General features: G+C 69.5%; 16 protein-coding genes. 10 read left to right on the top strand and 6 right to left on the bottom strand.

Annotated elements, in window-relative coordinates; translation table 11 throughout:
* Nucleotides 1–169: 169 nt before the first annotated feature.
* From rsrA to OG430_RS17980, 4 genes are all read right to left on the bottom strand, one after another.
* The gene (rsrA, locus tag OG430_RS17965) at nt 170–490 is read right to left on the bottom strand and encodes a mycothiol system anti-sigma-R factor (protein WP_327353536.1); all 321 of its coding nucleotides are present in this window, start codon (nt 488–490) and stop codon (nt 170–172) included.
* Nucleotides 487–1,137: a sigma-70 family RNA polymerase sigma factor gene (locus OG430_RS17970; protein ID WP_442816718.1), complete on the bottom strand. Its 651-nt coding sequence runs from the start codon at nt 1,135–1,137 to the stop codon at nt 487–489. Before OG430_RS17970 ends, rsrA begins: the two co-directional genes overlap by 4 nt.
* Nucleotides 1,138–1,396: 259 nt before the next feature.
* Nucleotides 1,397–2,029 (bottom strand): alpha/beta hydrolase family protein, encoded by a 633-nt coding sequence (locus tag OG430_RS17975; protein WP_327353538.1) that lies wholly within the window; start codon nt 2,027–2,029, stop codon nt 1,397–1,399.
* 151 nt (nt 2,030–2,180) lie between these two features.
* Nucleotides 2,181–2,996 carry an SOS response-associated peptidase gene (locus OG430_RS17980; protein ID WP_327353539.1) on the bottom strand — a complete coding sequence of 272 codons (816 nt, stop codon included), beginning with the start codon at nt 2,994–2,996 and terminating at the stop codon, nt 2,181–2,183.
* Nucleotides 2,997–3,046: 50 nt separating this feature from the next.
* Here OG430_RS17980 and OG430_RS17985 point away from each other — a divergent pair, with 50 nt between their 5' ends.
* The 4 genes from OG430_RS17985 (at nt 3,047) to OG430_RS18000 (ending at nt 6,708) form a co-directional block, all read left to right on the top strand.
* Nucleotides 3,047–3,787 (top strand): M50 family metallopeptidase, encoded by a 741-nt coding sequence (locus OG430_RS17985; RefSeq protein WP_327353540.1) that lies wholly within the window; start codon nt 3,047–3,049, stop codon nt 3,785–3,787.
* Nucleotides 3,788–3,915: 128 nt separating this feature from the next.
* A complete protein-coding gene (gene aroA, locus OG430_RS17990; protein WP_327353541.1) occupies nt 3,916–5,250 on the top strand; it encodes a 3-phosphoshikimate 1-carboxyvinyltransferase in 1,335 nt (444 codons plus the stop codon).
* 11 nt (nt 5,251–5,261) lie between these two features.
* Complete coding sequence (rsgA, locus tag OG430_RS17995; protein WP_327353542.1) at nt 5,262–6,272, top strand: ribosome small subunit-dependent GTPase A; 1,011 nt, start codon at nt 5,262–5,264, stop codon at nt 6,270–6,272.
* A 112-nt stretch (nt 6,273–6,384) separates the two neighbouring features.
* Nucleotides 6,385–6,708, top strand: coding sequence for a DMT family transporter (locus tag OG430_RS18000; protein WP_327353543.1), 324 nt, complete (start codon nt 6,385–6,387; stop codon nt 6,706–6,708).
* Nucleotides 6,709–6,817: 109 nt separating this feature from the next.
* Here the strand turns inward: OG430_RS18000 and OG430_RS18005 are convergent, their stop codons facing one another.
* The gene (locus tag OG430_RS18005) at nt 6,818–7,402 is read right to left on the bottom strand and encodes a TetR/AcrR family transcriptional regulator (protein ID WP_327353544.1); all 585 of its coding nucleotides are present in this window, start codon (nt 7,400–7,402) and stop codon (nt 6,818–6,820) included.
* A gap of 252 nt (nt 7,403–7,654) precedes the next feature.
* Between OG430_RS18005 and hisN the strand changes: the two genes are divergently transcribed.
* Nucleotides 7,655–8,455 (top strand): histidinol-phosphatase, encoded by an 801-nt coding sequence (gene hisN / locus OG430_RS18010; RefSeq protein ID WP_327353545.1) that lies wholly within the window; start codon nt 7,655–7,657, stop codon nt 8,453–8,455.
* A gap of 155 nt (nt 8,456–8,610) precedes the next feature.
* On the top strand, nt 8,611–9,012 hold the full coding sequence (locus tag OG430_RS18015; RefSeq protein ID WP_327353546.1) for a CBS domain-containing protein: 402 nt from the start codon (nt 8,611–8,613) through the stop codon (nt 9,010–9,012).
* A 58-nt stretch (nt 9,013–9,070) separates the two neighbouring features.
* Here the strand turns inward: OG430_RS18015 and OG430_RS18020 are convergent, their stop codons facing one another.
* Nucleotides 9,071–10,540: a catalase gene (locus OG430_RS18020; protein WP_327353547.1), complete on the bottom strand. Its 1,470-nt coding sequence runs from the start codon at nt 10,538–10,540 to the stop codon at nt 9,071–9,073.
* A gap of 128 nt (nt 10,541–10,668) precedes the next feature.
* Between OG430_RS18020 and OG430_RS18025 the strand changes: the two genes are divergently transcribed.
* From OG430_RS18025 to OG430_RS18040, 4 genes are all read left to right on the top strand, one after another.
* Nucleotides 10,669–11,085 (top strand): Fur family transcriptional regulator, encoded by a 417-nt coding sequence (locus tag OG430_RS18025; protein ID WP_327353548.1) that lies wholly within the window; start codon nt 10,669–10,671, stop codon nt 11,083–11,085.
* A 183-nt stretch (nt 11,086–11,268) separates the two neighbouring features.
* The gene (locus OG430_RS18030; RefSeq protein ID WP_327353549.1) at nt 11,269–12,060 is read left to right on the top strand and encodes an ABC transporter ATP-binding protein; all 792 of its coding nucleotides are present in this window, start codon (nt 11,269–11,271) and stop codon (nt 12,058–12,060) included.
* Between the two features lie 50 nt (nt 12,061–12,110).
* Complete coding sequence (locus tag OG430_RS18035; RefSeq protein WP_442816719.1) at nt 12,111–12,965, top strand: ABC transporter permease; 855 nt, start codon at nt 12,111–12,113, stop codon at nt 12,963–12,965.
* Nucleotides 12,966–13,023: 58 nt separating this feature from the next.
* On the top strand, nt 13,024–14,154 hold the full coding sequence (locus tag OG430_RS18040) for an ABC transporter substrate-binding protein (protein WP_327353551.1): 1,131 nt from the start codon (nt 13,024–13,026) through the stop codon (nt 14,152–14,154).
* Nucleotides 14,155–14,180: the final 26 nt, after the last annotated feature.

The raw sequence follows: 14,180 nt of genomic DNA on the forward strand, positions 1-14,180 counted from the left end.
TCCGGAACCTTCGGCGTTCAAGCCTCAAGCTTCAGGAGAATAGAGCGGGTTCGTGGGGCGAATGATGCGATCGCATGATTCAACGGCTTCTACGGCCGCGTATTCGCACCTTCGAGTGACAGCAGGCTGCAGCTTGCGCGATTACCGGCCGCAGCCTGCCAACTCTGTGCTAGATGGCGGGATTTGCCGAGTCGGTGACGTCCGAAGCCGTCACGTCCTGTTCGGGCACGGCCCCGCCGGACCGGATCACATCGATCCGGCCCATGACCTTGGCCCGCAGGTCGGTCGGCACGTCGTCCTGACCGCAGCAGCGCTTCACCAGCTTCTTCACGGCCTGCTCGAGGCCGTACTTCTCGAGACACGGCGAGCACTCCTCGAAGTGCGTCTCGAATTTGGTGCAGTCACTGTCGGGCATCTCGTGGTCAAGGAACTCATAGAGATGGTCCAGGACTTCAGAGCAATCCGTCTCGTGCGGCTCTCCGCAGCTCATGAGCCCGAGCCTTTCGCTTCGTTCGATGACTCCGACGCGGCGCCGGCAGGGACGAGGCCGCGCTCACGCGCGTAGTCCTCGAGCATGCCGCGCAGTTGACGGCGGCCCCGGTGCAGCCGGGACATGACCGTGCCGATGGGTGTTCCCATGATGTCCGCGATCTCCTTGTACGCAAAGCCCTCTACGTCCGCGAGATAGACGGCGATGCGGAACTCTTCGGGGATCGCCTGCAGCGCCGACTTCACATCGGAGTCCGGCAGGTGGTCGAGCGCCTGCGACTCGGCAGAGCGCAGACCGGTCGACATGTGCGACTCGGCGCGCGCCAGCTGCCAGTCCTCGATCTCCTCGGCCGCACTGCGCTGGGGTTCGCGCTGCTTCTTGCGGTACGAGTTGATGAAGGTGTTCGTCAGAATGCGGTAGAGCCACGCCTTGAGGTTGGTGCCCTCGCGGAACTGGTGGAAGGACGCATACGCCTTCGCGTACGTCTCCTGCACCAGATCCTCTGCGTCGGCCGGATTGCGCGTCATGCGCAGTGCGGCCGAATACATCTGGTCGAGGAACTCGAGCGCGTCACGCTCGAAGCGTGCGTTGCGCTCGGCAGCCGTCTCTTCCTTGCGGCCGTCGTCGGTCCCAGTGACCGGACCCACCTCCTCCAGCGACGTGGCGGGGCCGAGACCGGCCGCGCTCGTCTCGGAGAATAGTCGACCGGCCGTCACGACCTGCCGATCCGGTCCGCCCGCCGCCCGGAACGGGGCGTTCTTGGCCGCGGCCAGCATCGACCTCTCCAGGTCTGCTGCGCTGCTGCGGCTCGGGCAGATGGTCGAACCCATGCGGCGGACTCCCTCTTCAAGCGCTTACGTATCGACATCCGCCACAACAGAGGTCACCGGCTCAACATTCCCGTCGCTACCGCAGCCGCTTGATCCAGGCGGCGACTTCCTGCGTGATGAGCGCCACTGCCTCGTCCTGCCCGATCTCGGCGCGCTTGGGGACGGCGAAGCCGTGGTCGCCGTAGGGGATCTCCGTCAGCTCGTACGTTCCCTTCGGGAATTCCGCGGGCTTCCCGAAGGGGTCGTTCCCGCCCTGCACGACGAGGGTGGGCACGCCTGCGCCCAGGAGTTCGTCGGCACGGGACTTCTCGGGCTTGCCCGGGGGGTGGAGGGGGAAGCTGAGGGCGAGTACGGCGTGGGCTCCCAGCTCTGTTGCCGTCCGGCAGGCGACGCGGGCGCCGGCGCTTCTGCCTCCGGCGATCACGGGGAGCTTCTTCTTGGCCAGGGCGGGCCAGATGCCGCGCCATCCGACGTCGAGGGTCTTCGGCGCGGGGGCCACCTTCTTGCCCGCCACGCGCCAGGGCTGCTCGATCAGGGCGACGGTGACTTGGTGCCCCGGCAGTTCCTGGGCCAGGGCCTGCAGATCGCGGGCCTCGATGCCACCGCCTGCGCCGTGGCTCACGGCGAGGATCAGGTCGGCCTTCTTGGCCGGGTGCCAGGTGATGCGGGCGTCGCCGGCGTCGGTCGCGACAGTTTCGGTCGTGGTCATGACCGCATTCTTTCTCCCCCACCCCGCCCCTTCCCGTAAGGCTGCCGCCGGCTTCAAAGATGTCCTCAAGCGCCGGGCGGGCTGATTCATCAGCCCGCCCGGCGCTTGAGGACACAGCTCCGCAGGATTTCGGGAAGGGGCGGGGTGGGGACTAAAAAAGCGTGCCCTCCTCCGGCCCCTCCAGCTCCTTCAGCAGCTCAGGCCCGTTATTGCGCACATTGCTGACCGCGGTCGACACCGGATAGGCCCGCATCAACCCCTCGGGCGGCGGGACCAGCAAACCCCGCAGTTCCTCGGCCGAGGACCGCGAGGGGTCCAGCCACGAAGACCACTTGTCCGGCGTGAGCATCAAAGGCATCCGGGGATGGATGTCCGCCAGGGACTGGGGCCCCTCAGCCGGAGCCACCCCCAGAGGCCCCGTCTCCGCCTCAGTAGTGATGACCGAACACGTCACCCACCACGCGAGCGGATGCTCATCGGGCAACGTACGGTCCCGCCAGAATTCATAGAGCCCCGCCATGGCGAACACCGACCCGTCCGCCGGAGTGACGAAGTAGGGCTGTTTACGGGGCCGCTTCTTCTTGCCCTCGACCTCGAGAGCACGCTCGTCCACCGCGGTGACCCACTCGTAATAGCCGTCCGCAGGAATGATGCAGCGCCGCGAGGTGAACGCCTTCCGGAACGAGGGCTTCTCGTGCACCGTCTCCGCCCGGGCATTGATCATCCGCGCCCCGCCCTCGGGCGACTTCGCCCAGGACGGCACGAGCCCCCACTTGAGCTTGCGCAGCTGGCGAACCGGATCCGGGGACTCCGCGTCTTTCACAGGGCGGTCCAGAACCGCGTAGACCTCTTTGGTCGGAGCCACGTTGAAGTCAGGCTCGAGCGCCTCCTCCGGCTCCCACTTCTCGATCTCAAAGATTCCTGCGAGATCCTCGGGCCTACGACTGGATGCATACCGTCCGCACATACGTGCCACACTGCCAGACCGGCCCAGCCCAGAGGGAGCCCAGCCCAAAGATGCAAAGCCTCGCAGCAGTGCAAAGCCTCGCGGCCAACTCCGCGGCCGACCTCTGGGACCGCGTCTTCGGCACCCAGCCCGACCCCGACCGTTACCTGGTCATAGCCACCGCGGCCGTCGCCCTGGCCGCGATCCTGCCGCACGCCGTCTGGCGGGTGTCCCGGAACGCGATCACCATCGCCCACGAGGGCGGCCACGGCCTGATCGCCCTGGTCAGCGGCCGCAAGCTGGACGGGATCCGGCTGCACTCCGACACCAGCGGGCTGACCGTGAGCCGGGGCAAGCCGACCGGGCTCGGCATGATCCTGACCGCGGCCGCCGGCTACACCGCTCCCCCGCTGCTCGGCCTCGGCGGCGCCTGGCTGCTCGCCGCGAACCACATCACGCTGCTGCTCTGGCTGGCCACGGCCCTGCTGATCGCGCTGCTCGTGATGATCCGCAACGCGTACGGGGCGGTGACCGTGGTCGTCACCGGCGGCGCCTTCCTGCTGGTCTCCTGGCTGGCGGAGCCCCAGGTGCAGGCGGCGTTCGCGTACGTCGTCGTGTGGTTCCTGCTGCTCGGCGGCGTACGTCCCGCCTTCGAGCTGCAGTCGAAGCGCAGCCGCGGCGGTGCGCCGGATTCCGACGCGGACCAGCTCGCCCGGCTCACCCACGTCCCCGCCGGGCTCTGGCTCTTCCTCTTCCATGCCGTCTCGCTGTCCGCGCTGATCGGCGGCGGGCGCTGGCTGCTCGGCCTGTAGGCCGGCCCACCGACGTACGGACGTACGGAGGTACCAGCGGGTCCGTCGGCCATACGGTCGTGTTTCGCCATGGTTTCGCCACTTTTGATCAAGATCTGTGGCCCGCTTGAGCCACTAAAGTGGGGGTCATGACCGAAAATCCTGCGCACACCGCCCTCTGGCCCGCCCCGACCGCGAGCGGAACCGTCGACGCGACGGTTCATGTGCCCGGATCCAAATCGGTCACCAACCGAGCGCTGGTCCTCGCCGCGCTCGCCGCCGAGCCCGGCTGGCTGCGCCGGCCGCTGCGCTCGCGGGACACCTTGCTGATGGCCGCCGCGCTGCGCTCCCTCGGCGTGGGCATCGAGGAGGGCGTGGGCCCCGACGGCACCGGTGAGGCGTGGCGGGTGATCCCTTCGGGGCTGCACGGCCCGGCCACGGTGGACGTCGGCAACGCGGGCACGGTCATGCGCTTCCTGCCGCCCGTTGCCACGCTCGCTGACGGCCCGGTGCGGTTCGACGGTGACCCGAGGTCGTACGAGCGTCCGCTGCACGGCGTGATCGACGCCCTGCGCGCGCTCGGCGCCCGCATCGACGACACCTCTCATGGGGCTCCCGGCTCGCTCCCGATGACCGTGCACGGCGCCGGGGCGCTCGACGGCGGCGTGGTGGAGATCGACGCCTCGTCCTCGTCCCAGTTCGTGAGCGCGCTGCTGCTTTCCGGGCCGCGCTTCAACCAGGGCGTCGAGGTCCGCCACACCGGCAGCAACCTGCCCTCCATGGCGCACATCCGGATGACGGTCGACATGCTCCGCACGGCCGGCGCCCAGGTCGACGAGCCCGAGACCGGCGGCGAGCCGAACGTCTGGCGGGTCACCCCCGGCGCCCTGCTCGGCAGCGACCTCACCATCGAGCCGGACCTGTCCAACGCCCAGCCGTTCCTGGCCGCGGCCCTGGTCGCCGGCGGCACGGTCACCATCCCCGACTGGCCGCTGCGCACCACCCAGCCCGGCGACAAGCTGCGCGACATCTTCACGGAGATGGGCGGCTCCTGCGAACTCACCGACCAGGGGCTGAAGTTCACCGGTTCCGGCACGATCCACGGCATCGACGTGGACCTCGGCGAGGTCGGCGAGCTCACCCCGAACATCGCGGCGGTCGCGGCCCTCGCCGACTCCCCCTCGACCCTGCGCGGCGTCGCCCACCTGCGCCTGCACGAGACGGACCGGCTGGCCGCGCTCACCAAGGAGATCAACGAGCTCGGCGGCGACGTCACCGAGACCGCCGACGGCCTGCACATCCGCCCGCGCCGCCTGCACGGCGGGATCTTCCACACGTACGACGACCACCGCATGGCGACCTCCGGCGCGATCCTCGGCCTCGCGGTCGAGGGCGTGGAGGTGGAGAACGTGGCGACGACGGCCAAGACACTGCCCGACTTCCCGGACATGTGGACCGGAATGCTCAAGGCCCCTCAGGTATAGGGCCGAGCGACATGCGCCGCTACGGCAAGAACCCCGACGAGGACGACATCCGGGTCCGCCCCAACCGCAAGGGCAACCGGCCGCGTACCAACATCCGCCCCAAGCACGAGGACGCGGCCGAGGGCATGGTCCTGACCGTCGACCGGGGCCGGCTGACCTGCCTGGTCGAGGACCGGGTCGTGCTGGCGATGAAGGCCCGCGAACTGGGCCGCAAGGCCGCGGTGGTGGGCGACCAGGTGTGGCTCGTCGGCGACCTCTCCGGCAAGAAGGACACCCTCGCGCGGATCGTCCGCATCGCGGAGCGGACCTCGGTCCTGCGCCGCACGGCCGACGACGACGATCCGTACGAGCGGGTGGTCGTGGCCAACGCCGACCAGCTCGCCATCGTCACCGCCCTCGCCGACCCGGAGCCCCGGCCGCGCCTGATCGACCGCTGTCTGGTCGCGGCGTACGACGCGGGCCTCAAGCCCCTCCTCGTCCTGACGAAGTCCGACCTCGCGCCGCCCGACAAGCTTCTGGAGGCGTACGGCGCACTCGATTTCCCGTACGTCGTCACCAGCCGGGACGAGTTCGTGAACGGGCATGCGGCGGACCGCGTACGGGAACTGCTCGACGGCCATGTCACCGCCTTCGTCGGCCACTCGGGCGTCGGCAAGACGACCCTGGTCAACGCGCTCGTGCCGGAAGACAGGCGACGCAGCACCGGCCATGTCAACGCGGTCACCGGACGCGGCCGGCACACCACCACCTCGGCCCTCGCGCTCCCCCTGACGGACGCCGAAGGATGGGTGATCGACACCCCGGGCGTACGGTCCTTCGGCCTGCACCACGTCGACCCCTCGCGGGTCATCAACGCCTTCCCCGACCTGGTGCCGGGCACGGCCAACTGCCCGCGGGCGTGCAGCCACGACGAGAAGGACTGCGCGCTGGACGCCTGGGTGGAGGAGGGGCACGCCGACCCGGCCCGGCTCTACTCGCTGCGCCGGCTGCTCGCCACCCGGGAGCGACGCGACGGCGACTGACCCGGCGTTGTTTGCGGCGGCCCGGCAGCGGTAAGTGCATAATCGCAAAAGCCGAGTCAAGGCAGACGAAGCGGTCACTGAATGTGGTCACCGGACGCGGGAGGCAAAACCCATGGCGTGGCTGCTGGTCGTAGTCGCCGGAATCCTCGAAACCGGGTTCGCCGTGTGCCTCAAGCTGTCGCACGGCTTCACCCGGATCCTGCCGACCATCGCCTTCGCGGTGTTCGCACTCGGCAGCTTCGGCCTGCTGACCCTGGCCCTGAAGAAGCTCGACGTCGGTCCGGCGTACGCGGTGTGGACGGGCATCGGCGCGGCGGGCACCGCGATCTACGGCATGGTCTTCCTGGGCGACCTGGTCTCCACGCTCAAGATCGTGTCGATCTCGTTCGTGCTCATCGGCGTGATCGGGCTGCAGCTGTCCGGCTCCTCACACTGACCGATTTCCCCGCGGCGCACTGACGGATTTCCCCGCGGCCGGTTCCGGGCGGGCCTACCGGACCCGGCGGCCGATTCCGGGTGGGCCCCGCGGCCGGTTCCGAGTGGCCCTACCGGACCCTCACCACCTCCCGCACCAGCCGCCCCGCTCCCCCTTCCCCCGGTCCCGCCACCACGCACGACAGGGCGAGCCGCACCGCCACCTCGCACTCGCGCGCCAGGTCCGCCGCCTCCGGTTTGCCCGTGCCCGGCGGCGCGAGGACCGAGACCGCACGGTCCCGGACCAGTGCGACCAGTTCACCCGGCGCCGGTAACGGCCCGTCCGCGCGCCGCTGGGCCGGCACCGCGGAGACCGAGGGCACGGCGGACAGGGTCGGCGAGGGCAGCCGCTCGCTCCAGCACCCGGTGAGCACGGCCCGGACCAGCACATTGCCGCGCGCCGTCGACACGGTCCACTCCGCGGCGGCCGGCAGCCCGCCCTCCATCAGGGCGCGGTCGACCCCGGCCAGATAGCCGTCGGCCTCGCGGCGCACCAGGGCACGGGCGAGACCCTCCTTGCTGCCGAACTCGTTGTAGAGGGTCTGCCGGGAGACCCCCGCGACGGCGGCGACATCGACCATCCGCACCGCGGACCAGGGCCGTCGCTCCAGCGCCGTGTAGGCCGCGTCCAGCAGGGACTCTCGCGCTGCAGGCATCTTCGCCTCCCAGGCCGACCGGACCGGCTGCGTCAAGATCAGGAGCTGCACGATCAGGAGCCGTACGCTCCGGTGCTTGGCTAGCAGCGTTGACTTGCCCGTGCGCACTGTCAATAGCCCTGCCTGAGCCATGTGTCAGTCGGCACCTACCAGGGCCGTGCGGTCCCCGTGGGCCGTGCCCTCCCGTCTCCCGGCCACCACCCCGCAACGGGGCCCTTCGGGCCGCTGTACTTCTTTCGATACTGTTCGCCCATGTCCGACTACCACGATGATCTGCGCCTGGCCCACGTCCTGGCGGACGCCGCCGACCGCGCGACGATGGACCGGTTCAAGGCTCTCGACCTCAAGGTCGAGACCAAGCCGGACATGACGCCGGTCAGCGAGGCCGACAAGGGAGCCGAGGAACTGATCCGCGGCCAGCTGCAGCGCGCCAGGCCCCGGGACGCGATCCTCGGCGAGGAGTACGGCATCGAGGGCACGGGCCCCCGCCGCTGGGTGATCGACCCGATCGACGGCACCAAGAACTACGTGCGCGGCGTCCCGGTCTGGGCGACGCTCATCTCCCTCATGGAGGCGGGCGAGGGCGGCTACCAGCCCGTCGTCGGCGTGGTCTCGGCCCCGGCGCTCGGCCGCCGCTGGTGGGCCGCCAAGGGCGCGGGCGCGTACACCGGACGCAGCCTCACCTCGGCGACCCGGCTGAAGGTGTCCGAGGTGTCGCGGATTCCGGACGCGTCGTTCGCGTACTCCTCGCTCAGCGGCTGGGAGGCGCAGAGCCGGCTCGACGGCTTCCTGGACCTCACGCGCGCGTGCTGGCGTACCCGCGGCTACGGCGACTTCTGGCCGTACATGATGGTCGCCGAGGGCTCGATCGACATCTGCGCGGAACCCGAGCTGTCGCTCTGGGACATGGCGGCCAACGCGATCATCGTGACCGAGGCGGGCGGCAGCTTCACCGGCCTCGACGGCACACCGGGCCCGCACAGCGGCAACGCGGCGGCGTCCAACGGCCTGCTCCACGACGAGCTGCTCGGCTATCTCAACCAGAGGTACTGAAGAGTTCGTACGAACATTGCGCGCCCCCCAATGGGCTTCGCACTACCTCTTGTTGACGTTCTGTTGACCTGCCACTCTGAGAGTCCCCCCACTTGTGAACTTGTGAATTCCTTCTCTTGAAGGGAAGGGACTCACCTAGGAGGTGGCTCCAGCCCATGCTCGTCCGCGACGCCATGAGCACCATGGTCCTGACCATCGGCCCCGACCACACTCTTCGCCAGTCCGCCCGGCTGATGTCCGCACGCCGGGTCGGCGCCGCGGTCGTCTTCGACACCGACGCGGGCGGAATCGGCATCCTCACCGAGCGCGACATCCTCAACTCCCTCGGCGCGGGCCAGGACCCGGACCAGGAGACCGCCGGCACCCACACCACGACCGACGTCGTCTTCGCCGCCCCGGCGTGGACCCTGGAGGACGCCGCCGAGGCCATGGCGCACGGCGGTTTCCGGCATCTGATCGTGCTCGACGACCACGAACCGGTCGGCATCGTGTCGGTCCGCGACATCATCCGCTGCTGGGCTCCGAGCCGGAAGCACGCGACGACCCTGGCGAGCTGAACACGACGGCGCCCGTACGGATCGAATCCGCACGGGCGCCGCTCAGCAGTTCGCGAGATCAGCCTCGCAGGGCCTTGACCGCCTCTTCGAGGCGCTTGCCGAAGTCCCCGTCCGCCTTGCGGAAGTTGTCGACGGCGCGCTCGGCGATGTCGTCACGGGAGACCTTGGCGATGAAGCCGGCCAGGTTGTCGATCAGCCGGCCCTGCTCGTCCGCGGACATCAGGCGGTAGAGGTCGCCCGCCTGCACGAAGTCGCTGTCCTCGGAGTGCGAGGGGGCGGCGTGGTTGCCCGTGCCGCCGGTGACGGCGCTGGACACCCACAGCGGCTTGTCCGTCTGGAACGGGCCGCCGAAGGAGTTCGGCTCGTAGTTCTTCGCGCCCTTGTGGCGGCCGTCGTACAGGTAGCCGTCACGGGAGTTGGTGCGCGCCTCGGTGGCGTGCGGGCGGTTCACCGGCAGGTGGTCGGCGTTGATGCCGACGCGGTAGCGGTGCGCGTCGCCGTACGCGAAGAGACGGCCCTGCAGCATCTTGTCCGGGGACGGACCGATGCCCGGCACGAAGTGCGCGGGGCTGAAGATGGACTGCTCGACCTCGGCGAAGATGTTCTCCGGGTTGCGGTTGAGCTCCAGCTTGCCGATCTCGATCGGCGGGTAGTCCTCGTGCGGCCACACCTTGGTGAGGTCGAACGGGTTGAAGCGGTACTCGGCCGCCTCGGCCGCCGGCATGATCTGCACCTGCACGGTCCAGGTCGGGAAGTCACCGCGCTCGATGGACTCGCGCAGGTCGCGCTGGTGCGAGTCGGGGTCCTCACCGGCGAGCTTCGCGGCCTCGTCCGAGGTCAGGTTCTTGATGCCCTGGTCGGTCTTGAAGTGGTACTTGACCCAGAAGACCTCGCCGGCCTCGTTGTTCCACTGGAACGTGTGCGAGCCGTAGCCGTTCATGTTCCGGTACGAGGCCGGGATGCCACGGTCACCGAAGAGCCACGTCACCTGGTGGGTGGCCTCGGGCGACAGACCCCAGAAGTCCCAGACGTTGTCCGCCTCCTGCGAGCCGGTGTACGGGTCGCGCTTCTGGGTGTGGATGAAGTCGGGGAACTTGATGGCGTCCTTGATGAAGAACACCGGGGTGTTGTTGCCGACGAGGTCGTAGTTGCCCTCTTCGGTGTAGAACTTCAGCGCCCAGCCGCGCGGGTCGCGCACCGCGTCGGCCGCACCGAGGTTGCCGGCCACGGTGGAGAACCGCAGGAACGTCTCGGTCTGCTTGCCGACCTCGGAGAGGAACTTGGCGCGCGTCCACTGCGAGACGTCGCGGGTCAGCGTGAAGGTGCCGTACGCACCGGCGCCACGGGCGTGCACGATGCGCTCCGGGATGCGCTCGCGGTTGAAGTGGGCCAGCTTCTCGAGGAGCAGCTGGTCCTGGACCAGAACCGGACCGCCGACGCCGGCCGTCTCGCTGTTCTGGTTGTCGGCGACCGGAGCCCCGGCCTCAGTGGTCAGCGGTCCCTGCGTCACGTGCGCCTCCTGCGTCATCTACTGCAAGTCCTGTCCCTTGGCTAATGCCGGTTCCGACCCTACACTGGACAATGTCTAAGTCAAGTAAGCATCCAGACTCACACTCGTTCGGGACTTAGGTCCCTTGACTTGTTAGGCTGACCCTCATGAGCGACCTTCTGGAACGACTGCGCGGACACGGCTGGCGTATGACCGCCCAGCGACGCGTCGTCGCGGAGGTCCTCGACGGGGACCACGTCCATCTGACGGCCGACGAGGTGCACTCCCTCGCGGTGTCCAAGCTGCCCGAGATCTCCCGGGCGACGGTCTACAACACCCTGGGCGAGCTGGTCACCCTCGGCGAGGTGCTCGAGGTCTCCACGGACCGCCGAGCCAAGCGATACGACCCGAACGCACACCGGCCGCACCAGCACCTGGTCTGCGCCCAGTGCGGCGCGATCCGCGACGTCCACCCGGCGGGCAACCCCCTGGCGGACCTCCCGGACTCCGAGCGCTTCGGCTTCACGGTGTCGAACGTCGAGGTGACGTACCGCGGCGTCTGCCCCAACTGCGCGGCGGCCTGACCTCTCCACTCCCCCTTACGCTTCCGAAGCCCCCGGCACCGACAGGTGTCCGGGGGCTTTCGCGTGCATGCACCACGCGTCGCCCGCACCCAGGGTCTTCCAGAATCTGACGGACCGTCATATGGTCGACGGCGGCCCGCCCGCGGCCTGAAACAACCGCACGCAACTCCGCAGGAGCCCGCAGTGGGAGATCCGCACCCGACCCCACCCCCCAAACTCCGCGCCACCGCCCTGACCCGGACCTTCGGCCGCGGCGGCAAGGCGCTCGACGCCCTCGGCCCCATCGATCTGGACATCGCCCCCGGCGAATTCACCTGCATCGTCGGCCCCTCCGGCTGCGGCAAGTCCACGCTGCTCCGGATAGCCGCCGGCCTGCTCCGCCCGAGCCGGGGCACCCTCGAAATCCGCACCTCGTCGCCCCGCCCGGCCGCGATGATCTTCCAGGACTACGGCATCTACGACTGGAAGACGGTCCTCGCCAACGTCCGCTTCGGCCTCGACATCCAGCGCGTAGCGCGAAAAGAAGCCAACGCCCGCGCCACCGACTGGCTCGCCCGCATGGGCCTCGCCGACTTCGCGGACGCCTACCCCGCCGCCCTCTCCGGCGGCATGCGCCAGCGCGTGGCCATCGCCCGCGCGCTCGCCGTGGAGCCCGAGATCCTGCTGATGGACGAGCCGTTCGCGGCCCTCGACGCCCAGCTGCGCACGATCCTCCAGGACGAGCTCCTCGAACTCACCCAGACCACCCGCACCACCACCCTCTTCATCACCCACAGCCTCGAAGAGGCCCTGGTCCTGGGCGACCGCGTCCTGGTGATGTCCGCCCGCCCCGGCCGGGTGATCGCGGAGCGCCGCCCACCGTTCGAGCGCCCGCGCTCGGGCAACGTACGCGACACACCTGAATTCACCTCCCTCAAGAGCGAGTTGTGGGAGCTGCTGCGCGGCGAGGTCGGCACCAGGGCGGCCGCGGCATGAGCAACGACACGACCAAAGACACGAGCGGCGCCCCGGTCACCGCCACCGCCATCACCAAGGCCGCACCCGAAGACGTACTGGTCAGGAAGCCGGGACCGCAAGAACTCCATCCCGTACGCACCCACCGCAGGCGGCGCACCCTGGAAGTGTCGCTCGCCGTGGCCGTGCCCCTGCTGCTCGTCCTGCTCTGGCAGTTGGCGGCCGTGTCGGGCTGGATCGACGACCGCGTATATCCGGCCCCGCAGACGATCATCGAGGACGGCTGGGAGCGGGCGGCCGAGGGCGACCTGTGGCCGGATGTGTGGGCCACGCTGAAGCGGGTGCTCGCGGGCTATGCGATCGGGACCGTGTCCGGTTACGTCCTGGGCCTGTTGATGGGGTCGCTGTCCCTCGTACGCGCCGCCCTGGAGCCCCTCCTCGACGCGCTGTACGTCGTGCCGAAGCTGGCTCTGCTGCCGATCTTCCTCAACATGTTCGGGCTCGGTGAGGGCCCGCAGATCGCCCTCGTGGCGGCGACCGTCTTCTTCTTCGTCTGGATCTCGACCATGGCGGCGGTCCTCGCGGTCCCGGCCGGGCACCGGGACGCGGGGCAGGTCTTCGGGGCCTCGCCCTGGCAGATGTTCCGCCATGTCCTGCTGCCGGCCTCGCTGCCCGCGGTCCTGGTCGGGGCGCGGATCGCGGCGGGGGTCGCGGTCCTGGTCATCGTCGCCTCGGAGCCGATCGCGGCGAGCACCGGCCTCGGCGTCCTGATCTTCGAGTCGCGGTCCCTCTTCCAGAACGACGTGATGTTCGTCGGCATCGTCTGTGTCGCCGTGCTCGGCGTCGTCTTCTCCGAACTGGTCCGGATCGCGGGGCGGTTGCTCACGCCGTGGGCCCCGCGCGACCGGGGCCGCGGCCAGTCCTGAACCCCCAGCTCCGCTCTGCACTTCGGCTCTTTGTGAACTTCGTACGTACGGAGGCTCGATGCTCACCCGAAAGACCTGGCCCGCCGCGCTCCTCGCCGGCGCCCTGCTCGCCTCGGCGGGCTGCGCCAAGGAGGACGACGCCAAGCCCGCCGCGCACAAGCCCCGCGCCATCAAGACCGTCGAGGGCTGCGGCGCCGGCAGCTGGACCGACCCCGCGGACCTCGCCAAGGACCGCAAGCCCGCGCGCTGCGACAAGGGCGCGCCCGCCCCGCAGCCCCTGAAGAAGAAGCGGAAGATCACCATCGCCACCGGCACGCTGAGCGCCGAGTACGTGGCCCCGCTCCAACTGGCCAAGGCAAAGGGCGAGTTCGCGAAGGAGGGCCTGGACGTCGACATCAAGACCCTGCCGACCCCGGACGCCTTGCCGCTCCTCGGCAAGGGGGAGATCGACGCCCAGTGGGCGGCCCCCGAGGCCGCCGTGATGAACGGGGTCAACGGCGGCTTCAACATCAAGTGGGTGGCCGCCAACTTCTCGGCGGACCCGGCCTCGAAGAGCGGCCTGTGGGTGCGCCTCAAGGACGGCGAGAGCGCCACGCACGTCGACATGGCCGGCCGCAAGCTCGGCACGATGATCGGCAAGGGCTCGGTCATCTCGTACCCGATGAGCCAGGCCCTCAAGAAGCACGGCGGCGGCCTGGACAAGGTCGAGTTCCGCCAGCTGGGCTCGGCGGACGTGCTGACCGCCCTGCAGAACGGCGGTGTCGACTCGGCCTGGCTGCTCGACCCGATCTGGCGCAAGGTCGACGGCGACAAGAAGTACGCCTTCCTGGGCGGCCAGCCGCAGGGCGAACCGCTCGGCGGCGTGCTGTTCGGGCCCTCGCTCCTCGAGAAGGACCCGGACGCGGGGGTCGCCTTCCTGCGTGCGTACATCCGGACCGTGAACACCTACTTCGCCGGTGACTACAAGCAGGACAAGGCCTTCGTCACCGAGCTGTCCAAGCTCCTGAAGATCGACGAGGCGATCCTGTCGTCGACGCCGTCACTGCGGATGGACTGGGAGATCCGCAAGGGCACGATGGACCGGCTGCAGGCGGCGTACGAGGAGGCCGGGGTCTCGAAGGGCGATCCGGTGCCGGAGGACAAGGCGGTGGACCGGTCGCTGTACGCGGAGGCGGTCGGGCACAAGTAGGTCCGCCAGGCCCGCCCCTACGGGCC

The sequence above is a fragment of the Streptomyces sp. NBC_01304 genome (genome assembly GCF_035975855.1).
Lineage (GTDB): Bacteria > Actinomycetota > Actinomycetes > Streptomycetales > Streptomycetaceae > Streptomyces.